At 68.4% G+C, this 14,885-nt stretch carries 9 protein-coding genes and 2 pseudogenes; 6 read left to right on the plus strand and 5 right to left on the minus strand.

Going from position 1 to position 14,885, the window contains the following annotated elements:
- Positions 1-759: N-acetylmuramoyl-L-alanine amidase (locus tag JF597_RS47695; protein WP_294011749.1), on the plus strand; the 759-nt coding region annotated here is incomplete at its 5' end.
- Between the two features lie 15 nt (positions 760-774).
- Positions 775-1,485, plus strand: coding sequence for a hypothetical protein (locus JF597_RS47700; protein WP_294011751.1), 711 nt, complete (start codon positions 775-777; stop codon positions 1,483-1,485).
- Positions 1,486-1,938: 453 nt separating this feature from the next.
- On the opposite strand, the gene JF597_RS47705 is transcribed toward JF597_RS47700, so the two are convergent.
- From JF597_RS47705 to JF597_RS47715, 3 genes and pseudogenes are all read right to left on the minus strand, one after another.
- Complete coding sequence (locus tag JF597_RS47705; RefSeq protein WP_294011753.1) at positions 1,939-3,297, minus strand: IS4 family transposase; 1,359 nt, start codon at positions 3,295-3,297, stop codon at positions 1,939-1,941.
- Between the two features lie 205 nt (positions 3,298-3,502).
- Positions 3,503-4,052, minus strand: a pseudogene (locus tag JF597_RS47710) (CGNR zinc finger domain-containing protein).
- 219 nt (positions 4,053-4,271) lie between these two features.
- Positions 4,272-5,288: an alcohol dehydrogenase catalytic domain-containing protein gene (locus tag JF597_RS47715; RefSeq protein WP_294011755.1), complete on the minus strand. Its 1,017-nt coding sequence runs from the start codon at positions 5,286-5,288 to the stop codon at positions 4,272-4,274.
- Between the two features lie 311 nt (positions 5,289-5,599).
- On the opposite strand from JF597_RS47715, the gene JF597_RS47720 reads away from it, so the two are divergent.
- A complete protein-coding gene (locus JF597_RS47720; RefSeq protein ID WP_294011757.1) occupies positions 5,600-6,172 on the plus strand; it encodes a TetR/AcrR family transcriptional regulator in 573 nt (190 codons plus the stop codon).
- A 316-nt stretch (positions 6,173-6,488) separates the two neighbouring features.
- Here JF597_RS47720 and JF597_RS47725 read toward each other — a convergent pair whose 3' ends face one another.
- On the minus strand, positions 6,489-9,110 hold the full coding sequence (locus JF597_RS47725) for a carboxypeptidase regulatory-like domain-containing protein (protein ID WP_294011759.1): 2,622 nt from the start codon (positions 9,108-9,110) through the stop codon (positions 6,489-6,491).
- A gap of 1,190 nt (positions 9,111-10,300) precedes the next feature.
- On the opposite strand from JF597_RS47725, the gene JF597_RS47730 reads away from it, so the two are divergent.
- Entirely contained in the window at positions 10,301-11,482 is a 1,182-nt protein-coding gene (locus JF597_RS47730) for an adenosylhomocysteinase (protein ID WP_294011760.1), read from the plus strand.
- Between the two features lie 542 nt (positions 11,483-12,024).
- On the opposite strand, the gene JF597_RS47735 is transcribed toward JF597_RS47730, so the two are convergent.
- On the minus strand, positions 12,025-12,264 hold the full coding sequence (locus tag JF597_RS47735; RefSeq protein ID WP_294011762.1) for a hypothetical protein: 240 nt from the start codon (positions 12,262-12,264) through the stop codon (positions 12,025-12,027).
- Positions 12,265-12,745: 481 nt separating this feature from the next.
- Between JF597_RS47735 and JF597_RS47740 the strand changes: the two genes are divergently transcribed.
- Together JF597_RS47740 and JF597_RS47745 are read left to right on the plus strand one after the other, a co-directional pair.
- Positions 12,746-13,735, plus strand: coding sequence for an aldo/keto reductase (locus JF597_RS47740; protein WP_294011765.1), 990 nt, complete (start codon positions 12,746-12,748; stop codon positions 13,733-13,735).
- Between the two features lie 494 nt (positions 13,736-14,229).
- Positions 14,230-14,885: pseudogene (locus JF597_RS47745) on the plus strand (hypothetical protein); the annotation flags it as partial.

The following is a 14,885-nucleotide window of genomic DNA, read 5'->3' on the forward strand; positions in this document are numbered from 1 at the left end:
GGCGCAGCGCTGCTCGCCTCGTACGAGAAGCAGCTGACCGGCGGCGCACCCGCGGACGCCTCCCGGTGGTACGGCGCCGTGGCCCGATACAGCCAGTCCAAGCAGCAGCAGGGCGCGTCCGGCTTCGCCGACCACGTCTTCGGCACCATCCGCAGCGGAGCCGCCGTCACCACGCAGGACGGCCAGCGGGTCCGCCTGGCCGCCGACCCGTCGATCGCTCCCGTGCGTTCACAGGCCACCGCACTGGGCCTGAAGGCGGCGACCGCGGACACCGCCGACACCGAGTGCCCTCCCGCCGTCCGATGCACCTTCGTCGCGGGCTCTCCCGCCGGCCGTCAGGTCTCCAACCGGCCCGCCAACGGCATCAGGATCGACACCATCGTCATCCACGACCTGGAGACCACCTACGACGCCGGTGTCACGGGCCTGGCCAACCCCACGAATCCCGCCGCGACCAACTACGTGATGTCCTCGGACGGTTCGGTCACCCAGATGGTGCCCACCAAGGACATCGCCTTCCAGGCGGGCAACTACTCGACCAACCTGCACTCGGTCGGCATCGAGCACGAAGGCTACGCCGTACAGGGCGCGGCCTGGTACACCGAGGCACAGTACGAGGCCACCGCCTACCTGGTGCGGTACCTGGCCACACGGTTCGACATCCCCCTGGACCGTCAGCACATCATCGGCCATGACAACGTTGCCGGTCCCAACTCGTCCCTCGTCTCCGGAATGCACTGGGACCCGGGCCCCTTCTGAGACTGGGACCACTTCATGAGCCTGCTGGGCGCCCCGCTGAGCGGTCTGCACGCCGTTCCGCAGACGGGCTCGGTCGTGACGATCGACCCGCCGTTCGCGCAGAACAGCCAGACGATCCAGGTGTGTCCCTCCGACGACCCGACCGGGCAGACGACCGCCTGCACCGAAAGGCAGCAGCAGGCGAACTTCGTCTACCTGCGCACCGCCCCGAGCGAGACGGCCCCGCTCTTCGGCGACCAGGCCATCCATGGCACCGCCGTGGGCACCGACCGGGTCAACGACTGGGGCAGCACGGCCCAGTCCGGGCAGCAGTTCGTCGTCGCCGACGTCCAGGGCGACTGGACGGCGATCTGGTACAGCAGCTCCGAAGTGTGGTTCTACAACCCCTCCGGCGCCAACACCAAGACCAGCTACGGCGTGAAGATCATCCGTCCCGCGAACACCGGCGCGGTCTCGCTCTACGGATCGAGCTACCCCGACAAGGCGGAGTACCCGGCGGGCCTCGGCGCCTCGACGCAGGCGCCCCTGAGCATGTACTCCATCCCGGCCGGTCAGGCCTATGTCGCCACCGCCGAACCCGCCGCCACCGACGACTACTTCCCCTCCAACGGAGCGGTCGTCATCGGCGCCAAGAAGATGTACACCATTCAGTACAACCACCGTGTGGCCCTCGTCTACGCCGGTGACGTCACGGCGACCGAAGCAGTCCATCACTGGGAGGACTGACCCGTTCTGAGCCTCCGCGCGGCGGGCCCGTCCGGCACCCGTGCGGAGGCTTTCGCGTTCCTGTCGGCGCGCAATGCCGGTGGTGAGGCCCGGGAGTTCCCCGGAGAGCAGTTCAAGACCGCCTTCGAGCGCGTGATCCACCCCATGCCCATCGCCGAGCTGCGCCCGCGCATCGTGTCGGTCGATCTGAACCCGCCGACATCGACGACCGGCGGGTGGAGTTCGGGCGAGGTGACCTGACCGACGTGTCGGCGTTGCTTCCCGCGCCTGACATGGCCGATGTCGAGCCGGGACACGTATCTAACGCAAGTACCTCGACCTGTTCGGAAGACTCCACCAGCGCGCTCGACTCGATCTTCGTCACCGCGAACCGGTGAACCCCCGCCCGCAGGCGTACTCGACGCCCTGGCGAGCTAGCCCCAACGCCGTGTAGTTAGCGGTGGGTGTCCAGCGTCAAGGGGTGCGGGTGGTCAGGATGTTGATGCTGATGGTGGCTTTGTAGCTGGTTCTGTCGATGGTGCCTCTCGCGTTGTACTTCGAGATGGCGCGTTTGACGACGCGTGGCCGGGTGCGGATGCGCCGGTCGGGCATGAGGTCGGCCAGGACCCGGCGTCCGATGGTGCCGACGAGATCGATGACCGTGTCGTTGAAGACGCCCGCGGCCTGGACGAGCAGGTCGCGGGCGGTGTTCAGGGCGATGGAGAAGCTGGCCCGGTCGGGATCGGTGTCAGGGCGGTCGCTGGTGGCATCCGCCATGGCCAGTCGCAGGACCTGATAGGTGACCAGCAGCGCGAAGATCTCCTGGGCGACGCCGGCAGGGGTCCGGGCGCGAAGAACCCTGCCGCCCAGAATGGTGGACTTGATCTCCAGGTAGGAGGTCTCGACCTCCCATCGCTCGTGGTAGAGCCTGATCAGCTCCGCGGCGGGGTGCGCATGCGAGCCGGTCAGGGTCGTGACGAGGCGGTAGGCGCCGGTGCGGCGCCCCTGGGAAGTGCTGAGGGTGATCTCGCAGTCGATGACGCGGACTGGCACGGCTCCGAGCCTGGACAGGTAGGAGCCGTCGGGGAAACGTTCCAGAACCGGCAGCCTGCGGTGTTCCTTCACGCGGACCAGGACCTGCGCGCCGGCCCCGGTGATCGCCTCGACCAGGGCCTGAACGGCGAAGTTCCGGTCCAGCAGAACGATCATGCCCTCGCGCAGACTGCGGATAAGGCTCGGGGCATAGAACGTCTCCCCGTTCGTGGTCGGCCCGAACACCGCGTCCAGAACGGTACGGGTGCCGCAGGACACCAGGACCAGCAGGCGGAGCGAGGGGTATCCCGCCCCGCCGTTGTTGCAGCGGTGCCTGACGAACTCGGCTTGGTTCGCCGGGCTGTCGGGCACCGCCACCAGCGTGCCGTCGACAGCGCAGACGAGAAGTCCCCGCCACCAGGCTCCCGGCGTGCTGATCCCGGCGGCCGGCCCGCGCAGCAGGTCGAACAAGCAGCGCAGCGGCCCGGTCCCGACCCGCCTGCGGGCCTGCGCCAGCGCGCCGGCCGTCGGAACCGCTGTCTCCAGCCCTTCCAGACCGGCCGTCAGCCGCTGCCACACCTGCTGCCAGCCGATCCCGGGGAACAGGGCCCCTGCCAGCAGCAGATACACCACCACACGCGAAGGAAGGTCACGTATCCGCTGCTGCGTCCTGCCGGTCTCGGCCAGCACCTCGTCGACCATCTCGAACGGGACGATCCGCGTTAACTCGCCCAGATGGCCGGGCGCGAACGGCCCCGCCCCAACCGCTACCTCATGAGAAATGACAGACTTGGCGTCCAATGGAGCTCCTGCTGAACAGTGATCTTGGTCGACACGGTTCTAGCAGGAGCTCCAGGTCTGCTTCAGACGGCTTGACACATCATCCCCACCGCTAACTACACGGCGTTGGAGCTAGCCCTGAACCGCTGACTGTTCCCGCGGGCGCGTTCGTGTCCGGCGAACGGTGTATCGCGGGCGGTGCGAGTTGCCCGCATCGTTCCCGGTGTCAGCGGGTGGTCATGGCCGGCGTCGTCTTCTTGCGGGCGCGGTACGCGGCTGCCTTGATCTTGTTGCCGCAGGACTCCATGCCGCACCACTGGCGGCGCATGCCCCGGGAGCGGTCGATGTAGATGCGGGTGCACACCGGGTTCCCGCACTCCTTGAGGAGCGGGACGTCCGGGCCGCTCAGCAGCTCGACGGCCTGTCGGGCGACGGTTGCCAGGGCCTGCTCGGGGGTGGCGTCGATGTGCCGTCCGGTCAGGGTGAGCTGAGGAGTCACCGGGGTCTTGCGCGCCGCCGCGTTGAGCACGCCGAGTGCTTCCCGGTCGAAGTCCTCGCCGAGACGGCGGTCGGTGATGAGCCGGTAGACGGCCTCGCGCACGGTGATAGCCTCCCGGACGTCCTGTGACCGTGTCGACGAGTCCGGACTCCACGTACCAGGCGTTCAGGCGCTCCGGGGTCACGAACATCTCGAACCGGGTCGAACGCCGGGCACGGAGGGTGGCCGCGAAGTCCAGGGCCGGGTTTCCGCAGACGAAGACATGGTTGAGATTCACGTCACCATTCTGACAGGTGACTGATGCGAAGCGCAAGCTCTGTCACCATCACCGCTCTGGACGGTGCACCGGACGGGAGCCGTCGAGAGCCCGCGACACCGTACACCGCCCGCCGGGACGCGGTCCTCCGCGGGAGGACGGGCGGCTGGTGACGGCGTTCGGCGAACCGCGCGGTGGTGCCGGGCGAGAGGCGTGTCTCGCCCGGCGTCAAGGGCTGGTTCAGGCGGTCGTGTCGAGGACGACGCGGAAGCGGGCCTCGCCGGAAAGCATGTGCTCGTAGGCCTTCATCGCCTGGGTGAAGGGCATGACCTCGGTGCTGGGACGGATGTCGTGCGCGAGGGTGAACGCGAGGTTGTCCTCGTTCTCGATGGACGAGCCGGTGAGGCTGCCGGTGATGGTGCGGGTGCCGAAGATCAGGTCGGGGGTGGCGATGGTGAGGGGGTCGGGTGCGGCTCCGACCACGACGAGCCTGCCGTTCGGTGCGAGGCCCTGGACCAGCGGGTTCATGGAGGCGCCGCTGGAGGCTGTGGCGATGATGAGGGAGGCGCCGCCCAGGGCGGTGAGCTCGGCTCCGGCGTCGGTGGTGGTGCTGTCGATGTATTCGTGGGCGCCGAGCCGGCGGGCGTATGTCTCCTTGTCCTTTCCGCGCGCGATGGCGACGACGCGGTAGCCGAGGCTGCGTGCGTACTGCAGGGCCAGGTGTCCCAGTCCACCGATGCCCTGTACGGCGATCAGGGCGCCGGCTCGGGTGGGTCCTTGCTGGAGGGCGGTGAAGGTGGTGAGTCCGGCGCAGAGCAGGGGAGCGGCGTCGGTCGCCGGAATGCCGTCGGGGATCCGTACCAGCCCGCTGGCGCGGGCGTAGGCCACCTCGGCGTAGCCGCCGTCGATGGTGGTTCCGGTCTGTTCCTGGTTTCGGCAGTTGACGAAGTCGCCGCGGCGGCATGGTTCGCATTCGCCGCAGTGGCCGTTGAGGAAGCCGACGCCGACCCGGTCCCCGGGCTGCCAGGCGGTGACACCTGCTCCGACGGCGTCGACGACGCCGACGACCTCGTGGCCGGGAACGATGGGCTGTGAGGGATCGGCACGCAGTCCCTCGATGGCCAGCACGTCGGTGTGGCAGACACCGCAGGCCTCCACACGCAGGCGGACCTGCCCCGGTGCAGGGTCGACCAGGTCGCGCTCGACCAGCTGGAGGTTGTGGACACCGGTGGCCTCGAAGGCCCGGTAAGTGGACATTGGCTGCTCCTGTATGTCGTGCCGCCGTGACAGGCCGGTATTGGTGAGGACAGAGCTCAGAGGACGACAGGTCAAAATGACCGGTCGTCTTAGGCGAGGGTAACCCATGTCGAGTGCCCGACGACCCACCGCGGGGCGCCATGGGTGGACCGCACCCCGAGGGCGCCTGCGGGCTCGTGCCTCGGCGGGACGACTACAATATGGTTGGTCGCCTTGGTGTAGTCCTCGGCCGCGAAAATCGCACGCGGCGATCCGGGTCCGTGTCCGCGGAGGGGCGAAAGCGGGTCGGCCCGACGGAAGGCGGAGACGGCATGGCGCAAGTGTCCAAGCGTGAGGAGATCGCTCAGGCGGCCTTTCAGCAGTTCCACGCGCGCGGCTTCAACGCCACCGGCATCAACGACATCACCAGCGCGGCGGGGGTTCCCAAGGGGTCCTTCTACAACCACTTCTCCAGCAAGGAGGAGAGTGCCCTGGAGGCGCTGAGCCGGTACGCCAGCACTCTGAGCTTCGAGATGCTCACGACACCGGGCCGCCCTCCACTGGAACGGCTTCGTGCCCATTTCGAGTTCCTGAGCAAGGACACCGTCGACAACGGCTTCGTACATGGCTGCCTGGCCGGCAATTTCGGTGCGGAGATGGCCGACCACAGCGACGAGATCCGCCTGGCGGTCGCAGGCGGGTTCGACCGGTGGGGGGCGCTGATCCGGGACGTCCTCGTGGAGGCCCAACAGGCGGGCGATCTGAGTGGCGATGTCGACGCGGAGGCCACCGCCCTCTTCGTCCTGAGTGCCTGGGAAGGCACCCTGATCGCGGCCCGGGCCCACAAGTCGGCGGCGCCGCTGGACGCGTTCTTCCGCACCGTTTTCGACGTCCTCCTGCCGTAGCGTCCCGCGTCCCTCTTCGCCCTCGCTTCCGCGGTGGGGTGCGGCACACTCATGCGTCACGTGTCTGACTGGTGACATCTGCGGCAAACCAGAAGTGTCACCAGTCAAACCTGTGATGCATGGTCGGTGCTCCCGCGCGCAGGTGCACCATCAGGCCGTCGGCCTCGGGGACGTGTCTTCGCACCGAGGGCCGTACCCGTGTCGCCGGCGTGCGTGTACACGGTGCGACGGCTGACTCCCGGAGCCCGCTGGTCGGGAGCGGTGCTGTGCCCGCTGGGGCAAGGCACCGCTCCCGACGGCAGTACGGCGAGGTCTTCTAGCCGTGTTGTCTGATCCGGAAGTCCTCCCGGGTGACTCGGTCGTCGTGCGTCACCGCGGTGCGGGTGAGTGTCGCGTAGCCGGATGCCGTGACCTGTAGAGCGTGGCGGCCGGAGCCGGGCAGGAACAGGGTGTACAGACCATCGCCCACAGCCGGGTCGTCCGCAGTGGCGGCCGTGACCGCGCCGCTGTCCGGGGTGCGGGTGTCGACGACGGTGGCGCCGACCACGCCCGCGCCGGTGGCCGCGTCCCTGACGGTGCCCACGGCTAGGCCGCCCGGGACCGGCTCGAGGCGACGGGTCTGGAGGGTCACGTCGTCCAGTGCCCAGAAGTAGCCCCAGTCGGCCACGAAGTGGAAGCGCAGGCGCACGGACCGCTGCCCGGCGTACTGACGCAGCGGGACGGCGACCGTCAGGTGGTCCTCCGAACCGCCGACCCTCGGTCCGGCCCAGACGTTCTGCCAGGTCTTTCCGTCGTCCGTGCTGGCGTCCACCGTCATGTGCTGCTGGGTGAGGTTGGCCACGTAGGCCGTCTCGAAGCTCAGCTCCGCGGACTGCGCGTGCGACAGATCGTAGGCGGGAGTGGTCAGTTGGCTGTCCTGGTGCGGACCGAACGGCCCCTGGTCGCTCTCCACCACGGCGAAGGAGCCGGTACCCCCGGTGGCGTTGCCGCGCTGGATGGGATCGTCGAACTGCCATCCGTTGCCGGTGCCGGCCGCGTTCGTCACGGTCCACCCGGCGGGGGCCGCGGTGGTGGAGTCGAAGGTCTCGGCGTTGTCGGTGCGGCGGGGGGTGTAGCCGATAGCGGTGGCCGCGTCCGGGTCGGCGGTCACCGCGACGTTCGCGGTCACCGGCCTGGCAGCGACCGTCACGGCTCGGATGACGGGTTCGTAGCCGGGCAGCGCGGCGCTGACGTCCAACTGGTAACCGGCCTGCTTCGGCAGGGTGATGTCGTACGCGCCGGTCACCGGATCGGTCCATGCCGGGGCCTCGGGCGACCCTAGGACGGAGATGCGGGCGTAGAGCGGCCAGCCGTGTCCCGAGCCGTCCTTGACCGTGCCGCGGACGTGGACGCGCGGCAGCGGCGCCACCGCGAAGTCGTGGGTCACCGTCTGGCCGTCGGCGATGTCGAGGGCGATCGGCGCTGTGGTCCGGTAGCCGAACGCCGTCACGGTCAGGCCGTCGACCCGGCCGGCGGGGAGGTTCAGGGAGTAGGTGCCGTCCTGGAGGGTCGTGGCGACGTCGGGACCCGTGCCCACGGTGGCTCCCGCGACGGGCCGGCCAGACTTGGCGTCCTTGACCACGCCGGACACGGTGCCGCTCGGGCCGCTGCGGAACGCCGCCAGGCCGGACGGTGTACCGAGACCGGTGGGACCGTCGTAACCGGCGCCAGCGGTGCACAGATACGCGGTGGCGCAGGTGCCGTTCGATCCGCTGGTGATGTCGGTCAGGCCCGTGCCGCCGGTCGCGTAGGGGTAGGAGTTCGGGTATGTACCCGGACGCGGGCTGCCCGCCAGGGCGTACACGGCTGCGATCACGGGCGTGGCGACGCTCGTGCCGCCGTAGCGCTGCCAGCCCGTTCCGGTCGAGCCGAACGTGGAGTAGACGGCAACGTTGTCAGCGACGGCCGAGACGTCGGCGACGCTGCGGCCGGCGCAGCCGGTGTCCTTCTGGAAGGTGGGCTTCGCCTGGTGCGTGGCGCACCCGGACCCCGGCGCGTAGGTGTCGCGGTTCCAGACGGTCTCGGACCATCCGCGGGCACTGGTGGGGTCGGCGACCAGGTCCGTGCCGCCGACCGAGGTCACCGTGGACAGGGTCGCCGGGAAGGCGACCCCGTATCCGTTGTCACCGCTCGCCGCTACGACGGCGACACCCGGGTGGTCGTAGGAGGCACCGTAGGTCGCCTGGTCGCTGTCGGAGTCACCGCTTCTGCCATAGGAGTTGGAGACGTACTTGGCGCCGAGGGCGACCGCCCTGTCGACCCCGGCCGCGAGGTTGTCGAGGCCGTCGTTGTCGGTCTCCACGAGGATGATGTGCGCCTGCGGAGCGGTGGCGGAGACCATCTCCAGGTCGAGGGCGATCTCGCCGGCCCATGAGTCGCTCGTCATGGGGTAGTTGGTACCGCCGCGCTGGTCGACCTTGGCGAAGCAGCCGTTCGCCGTGGTGCACGGCGGAAGCCCGTACTGGCTGCGGTAGATGGCGAGGTCCGCCTCGGCGTTCGGGTTGTCGTACGCATCGACGATCGCGATCGTCTGTCCCGCTCCGCCGTCGGCGGGCAGGTCGTAGGCGCTGCGGATGTCCTGCGGGCCGAGTCCCGCCGGTGTCTGCGTCGCACTGAGACGAGCCGTCGTGCCGGGCGCGCGCAGGGCGTAGCAAGCTGCGTGCCCCTTGGCGGGGGTATCGCAGAGGGGCGTGAGATCGGTGCCGGGGTTGTCGGCATCGGAGGCGGCCGTGTTCAGCCGTGTCGAGGCGGCCGTCCGGCCCGGCTCCGGGCCGGTTCCGGCACTGGCCGCGGGCTGGAAGCCCACCAGGGCCACAGCCGCCACGCCCACAACCGCGGCGCCGCGCCGCAGGGCGTGAAGCGGTCGAAATCCGCTCTCCACGCACGTGGATATCTTCATGTTCCACCTGTCATGATCTGGCCTCCATAAGAGACCGGTGGCAGGAAAAATGCATACGCCGGTGCGCAGCGCTTAATTAGCCGCCGTATGCGGTGCGGCTGTCAATGCGTCAGCTGTTACGAGTTCATTTCCCCGTTACTGGAAGCCGAAAAATGGACAGTAAATGCGCAATTCCTTGCCGTTTGGTGCCGTGCTCCCGGACTGCGGGCCGGACGCGGAGCGACACGCCTGGACAGGGCAACTGCCGTATCAAATAGGAGTTTTGTGTAGATCAGACCCATAAGCGCCCTTCGGCTGGTGGTGGCCCGACCGGTGCTTCTCACTTGTGCAGCCGCGCAAACGCCCCAGGTTCCGCCATTGCCCCGACAGACCGTTCGGTCGCAGAATCTGATCGGTACACACCCGGTGCCACGGAATTCTGACTTCCCTTCCGGAATTAGCCTCAGCTCTGCCGGAAAAGTGCAGATGAATTCAGCGGACTGCGAGTGCGCGTCTTCCGATGCTTTTCCGGCGTGGCCCTTTTCCACCGCCGCGCGCTACCAGCTCGGCGTTTCCGGCGGCCGATGTAGTCGGGCGCCTGGCCGGGAGCGCCTTATGAGCGGTGGCGGCTGTTACGCACTTTCGGGCGACGGTCTGTGGGGCGGGGCTGCGCACGGTGCCGGTCCGCGTCTGGAATCCCGGCGCGCGTAAGGGCCGGCCGGTGAGGGCCCGTCAACATCGTGCATTCACCGCATACATGGATGATGCAGATGAGAGTGATGGGAATATGACGAAACTGTCAGGACCTTCGCGTACTCATCCCACCTCCTGCGCATGGTGGGCAGGGTGTGGGTGTGCGGCCGACCGGCCGCCGACCCGCACAACGCACCACGGGCGGTCTGCGACGTTCATGTTGCCCGCCCGGGGTGTCCGGCCCTGAGAAGGGGGATCTCGGGTCCGTATCTGTGGGTGCCTGAACCCGAAGGGTCTCTTGCCGCACTGGGGTTATGCGTATAACGTCGACTGTGCAGGTATGTCCGTCACCGTTCCCGGAGGGGAGGCCCTCAGATGGTCATGACTGGCGGGAGCCGCCATCTGTGGATCTTCGGTGATCACTCGTATCTCAGCCAGTTCTACGGCTGACAAGTCGGTTCAGCTCCAGGGCACACATGTGCCCACCTCACCGACCTCGTCAGCCAAGGAATCTCGTCATGACAACAACCGTCCCCGTCCGCTGCACGATCCCCCACGACGACACCCAGTGGGCCGCCCGTCACATGCCGCTGCTCGCGGCCACCATGCAGACCCACTCGGCCGCGTTCGCGGGACGGCGTATCGGGATCTGTCTGCACATCGAGCCGAAGACCGCTGTTCTGGTGTCCTTCCTGGCTCAGGCGGGCGCGCAGGTCACCCTGACGGGTTCCCCCGGTACCACTCAGGAGGACACCGCGGACGCCCTGCGCGCAGCCGGCGTCACCGTCATCGGCCACCGATCGGACGACCTCGACCAGCACCGCGGGAACATCGCGCAGGTACTGGACTCCAGGCCGGACCTCATCCTCGACAACGGTGCGGACCTTATCGAGGCCGTGATGGCTCGAGGAGGTCTTCCCGGCCTCATCGGGGCCACCGAGGAGACCACCACGGGCGGCCTGCGCATCCGATCCTGGAGCTCCCCGCCGCCCTTCCCCGTAGTCGTCATCAACGACAGCCGGCTCAAATTGCTGGTCGAGAACGAGTTTGGCGTCGGCCAGAGCGTTGTCCAGGGCTTCATGAACGCCACCAACCTCATGCTGCCCGGTGCGCATGCGACCGTCGTCGGCTATGGGCCCTGCGGGCGGGGGGTCGCCGACACACTTGCCCATCTGGGCGCCCGGGTCGCGGTGGCGGACATCGACCCTTACCGCGCTCTGGAGGCACTGATGGCGGGTCATCAGGTTGGAGAGCTGAGCGAACTTCTGCCCCGGACCCAGTTGCTCTTCCTGGCCACCGGCCACCCGGGAGTGATCGGCACAGCCGAGCTGGACGTCCTGCGGGACGGTGCGGTGATCGCCGGGGTCGGACACAGGCCGTGGGAGCTGGACACGGACGCGCTGGCCGAGCGCACGCGGGCCGTGCACCGATCGGGCGCCAGCGGGCAGGAACGAGCCGTCCACCGCCTCGACGACGGTCGTGAACTGGTCGTGCTCGCCGATACCAAGATGATCAACCTCACGGCGGCCAAGGGCAATCCGATCCAGGCGATGGACCTCGGGCTCACCCTCCAGGCCCGCAGCCTTGCCGCGCTTGCCACGACCACGGATCAGCCCCTCAGCCCGGGCGTGCAGGCCGTCCCCGAGCTCATCGACAGGAGCGTCGCCACCGACCTGGTGTCCATGCTGAGCCACATCTGAGGTCCACCGAAACCCGGGTGGCCCGCCCCGCCACGCCGGGCCACCCGCAATCGCCTCCCCCTGAAAGACGTGATCAGGCTGGGTGCGCCGGTGCATGATCCAAGGACTGCACGGCCTCCAGCGTGAACCGTGAGGCCCTGGGGCTGCGGCACGACGACATCGCGATCGCCGAGCGGCAGGTGACCGCGGTGCCGCGGCAGAACGACAACCGGGCCCGCGTGAAGGCCGGCCGCACCCCGCTGCCCTCGGCATGGCGGCCGGTACGGTCAAGAGCACGCTGCACCGGGCCTTCGGCGACTCCGCCAGGAGCCAGCGCGCCGCGATTCTGCTGGAGACGCCCCAAGACGTGGTTCCCTTTGCGTTCGAACTCCCTCAGAGACGGGACGGTGAGTTGCAGCCACTGTGGCGCTGACCGTGCCTCTGCGGTCACTGTTGTTGGCGCGGTGGCCATCATGGAGAAGGGCAAGGTGAGCGAAATCCCCTCCAGCCAGGGCACCTTGGTGATGGGGGTGTCGAACGCGGGAGGGTTCAATGGCTTTCGATCACGTGCGGCATGATCTGGATCCCGGTCTGGACAGGCCGCTGGCTGCGGCGATACACGGGCCATGATGCATCTGGCCGACCGCTTGGAACGCCGCGATACCGGCCAGGCAGAGCGGTGGCTTCACAAAGCTGCTGAGGCCGGTGAACCAGAAGCGATGTACCGTCTCGCCCGCCTGATGAGCGGACAGCGGGCGGATGAAGCCGAGTACTGGCACCAGCGAGCTGTCGAGGCTGGGCATGTTCAGGCCATGTACGTGACCGGAATGACCGCTCAGGACACCGGGGAGCGCGAGAGGTGGCTTCGGTGCGCTGCCGAGACAGGGCTGGTGGAGGCGGCGCTGGCACTTGGCCGCCGCCTGCGCGACCGGGCGCATCCCGCGAGGCGGAACATTGGCTACGGGCTGCCGAGACCGAAGACAGACACAGGACCAAGCCGATTGCGTGGGCGGACCTCGACGCGGGCCTCGGACCACGACATCAAGTCTCCCTCGACCTCGCGGATCTTCTGCAGGAGCAGGGCCGCATCGACGAGGCGAGCCGCCAGCGAGACAAGGCCCCACGGGTCCGGCGCTGGGAGTGGAATATGACCACGTCCCGCTGGCAGATCCGAGGCGACCTTGGAAACCAGTGACTACACCCGCATCGTGCAAGACGACCTTGTCGGCATTGCGCTGGCGACGACGGGTGTCGCCATCGACCGCGATCACTGGAGGAGAACACGTGGAGTACGTCCGACTGGGATCCTCGGGATTGTCGGTGTCCAGGATCTGCCTCGGCATGATGAGCTACGGGGACATGCCGGCACGCAAATGGCAGCTCGACGAGGACGCGGCCGAGCCGATCGTCCGGCGTGCCGTCGAGGCAGGGGTCACCTTCTTCGACACGGCGGACGCCTACGCTCAAGGCACGAGCGAGGAGCTCAGCGGACGGCTGCTGGGCAGACTCTTCCCCCGCCGCGAGGACTACATCCTGGCGACCAAGGTCTACTACCCCACCGGGCCGGGCCCCAACGGCCAGGGACTGTCCCGCAAACACCTCATGGCAGCCATCGACGCCTCACTGACCAGGCTCGGTACCGACTACATCGACCTGTACCAGATCCACCGCTTCGACCCCGCGACGCCCGTCGAGGAGACCATGGCCGCCCTGCACGACATCGTGCGTGCCGGCAAGGTCCGCCATGTCGGAGCCTCCAGCATGTACGCATGGCAGTTCGCGAAGGCCCAGTACACCGCCCAGGCAGCGGGCTGGACCACGTTCATCACCATGCAGAGCCACTACAACCTCATCTACCGGGAGGAAGAACGGGAGATGATCCCCCAGTGCCTCGACCAGGGCGTCGGCGTCATCCCCTACAGCCCCCTGGCCCGCGGGCACCTCGCCGGCAACCGAAACCGCACCGGAGAACAGCACACCCTGCGCGCGGCCAGTGACGCACTGGCCGATTCCCGCTTCCGCGCCTACGCCGATGCCGACTTCGACGTCATCGACACCCTCGGCGCCATCTCCCGGGAACACGGCCGGCCGCCGGCCCAGATCGCCCTGGCCTGGCTGCTCACTCGACCCGCCGTGAGCGCACCGATCATCGGCGCCACCAAACCCCGCCACATCGACGACGCCATCGCCGCACTCGAAGTGACTCTGAGCGAACAGGACCTGCACCAACTGTACGCGCCCTACCGATCACACCCGGTGCTCGGACACTCCTGACCCACCCACGCGATCAGCCGACCGGTCCGACCGAGGCCAGCTCCCGCACTCCGGCTGCCGACCGCTTCCAGACCTTCCTGGACCAGCAGGGATCGGGTCTGTAAAGCGATCGGCTCTGTCCCGTAATCGGTGGTAACGAAGGGTGACGGCCGTCGTTGCCCTGGTGTGCGCGATGTCAATGAGCTTGTGGGTGTGGTGTTTTCGGGCCTGCCGGGCCTTGTCGTCGAGGGCGTGACGGATGAGGGCGAGGTCATCCGGGTGTCGGCGCGGAAACCCGGGACGATCCGGTGCCGTGCCCGGTGTGCGGGCACCGACCGTGCTGCCCCCGCCAGCGCCTGTCGCTCCGCGGCCGCCAGCACGGTCGGGAGTGGCTAGGGCGAGCGTCAGCGGCTCCACCAAGGCGAGCCCAATGGGCCCCACTGGCGGGGCGTTCGGGGGTACTGAGGGGTGGTGGTGAGGCGAAGTGGCCCCACCCTGGGCCTTGCAGTGGAACGGTGGATGTGGTCCGCCGGGGGTGGGTGCTGCGCATGGCCTTGTCCAAGCAGGAGTTGTTCGACCGGATTCGCCGGGACAGCTGGCAGTTGCAGCTGTCGATCCGGGCGTTGTCGCGGAAGTACGGGGTGCACCGGCGTCTGGTACGTGAGGCTCTGGCCTCGCCGGTGGCGAATCCCCGGAAGCGTCCGGTGCGGATCTCTCCGCGGATGGAACCGTACAAGAAGACGGTGGACGAGTGGCTGCGGGCGGATCTAGAGGCGCCACGCAAGCAGCGGCACACCGCCAAGCGGATCGGCACGCGGCTGGAGGAGGAGTTCGGGGTCACGCTTCCGTACACCACGGTGCGGGACTTCGTCACGGCCCGCCGGCGGGCGATTGCGGCGCAGGAAGGTGTCCCGGCCGAGGGCTACTTGACCCGGCACAATGTGCCGGGCGCCGATGCCGAGGTCGACTTCGGAGAGGTCTGGGTCGATCTCGCCGGAGAGCGGGTGAAGTGCTTCCTGTTCGCGTTCCGGCTGGCCTACTCGGGCCGGTCGGTGCACCGGATCTCCCGGTCCTGCGGGCAGCAGGCTGTCAATCCCCTCGCGTCGTGGAGGTCTTTCAAGCGGCCAGCTCCACGGTGGGGTCGGCCTGATGGTCTCGTTCGTAGTCGGTC

Origin of the sequence: Streptomyces sp. (assembly GCF_019510245.1) — a bacterium.
Classification (GTDB): Bacteria; Actinomycetota; Actinomycetes; order Streptomycetales; family Streptomycetaceae; genus Streptomyces.

Coding starts and splice junctions, on each gene's coding strand:
- JF597_RS47700 (WP_294011751.1), top strand. CDS start 775: ATGAGCCTGCTGGGCGCCCCGCTGAGCGGTCTGCACGCCGTTCCGCAG.
- JF597_RS47715 (WP_294011755.1), bottom strand. CDS start 5,288: ATGTCCACTTACCGGGCCTTCGAGGCCACCGGTGTCCACAACCTCCAG.
- JF597_RS47720 (WP_294011757.1), top strand. CDS start 5,600: ATGGCGCAAGTGTCCAAGCGTGAGGAGATCGCTCAGGCGGCCTTTCAG.
- JF597_RS47725 (WP_294011759.1), bottom strand. CDS start 9,110: ATGAAGATATCCACGTGCGTGGAGAGCGGATTTCGACCGCTTCACGCC.
- JF597_RS47730 (WP_294011760.1), top strand. CDS start 10,301: ATGACAACAACCGTCCCCGTCCGCTGCACGATCCCCCACGACGACACC.
- JF597_RS47735 (WP_294011762.1), bottom strand. CDS start 12,264: ATGCCCAGCCTCGACAGCTCGCTGGTGCCAGTACTCGGCTTCATCCGC.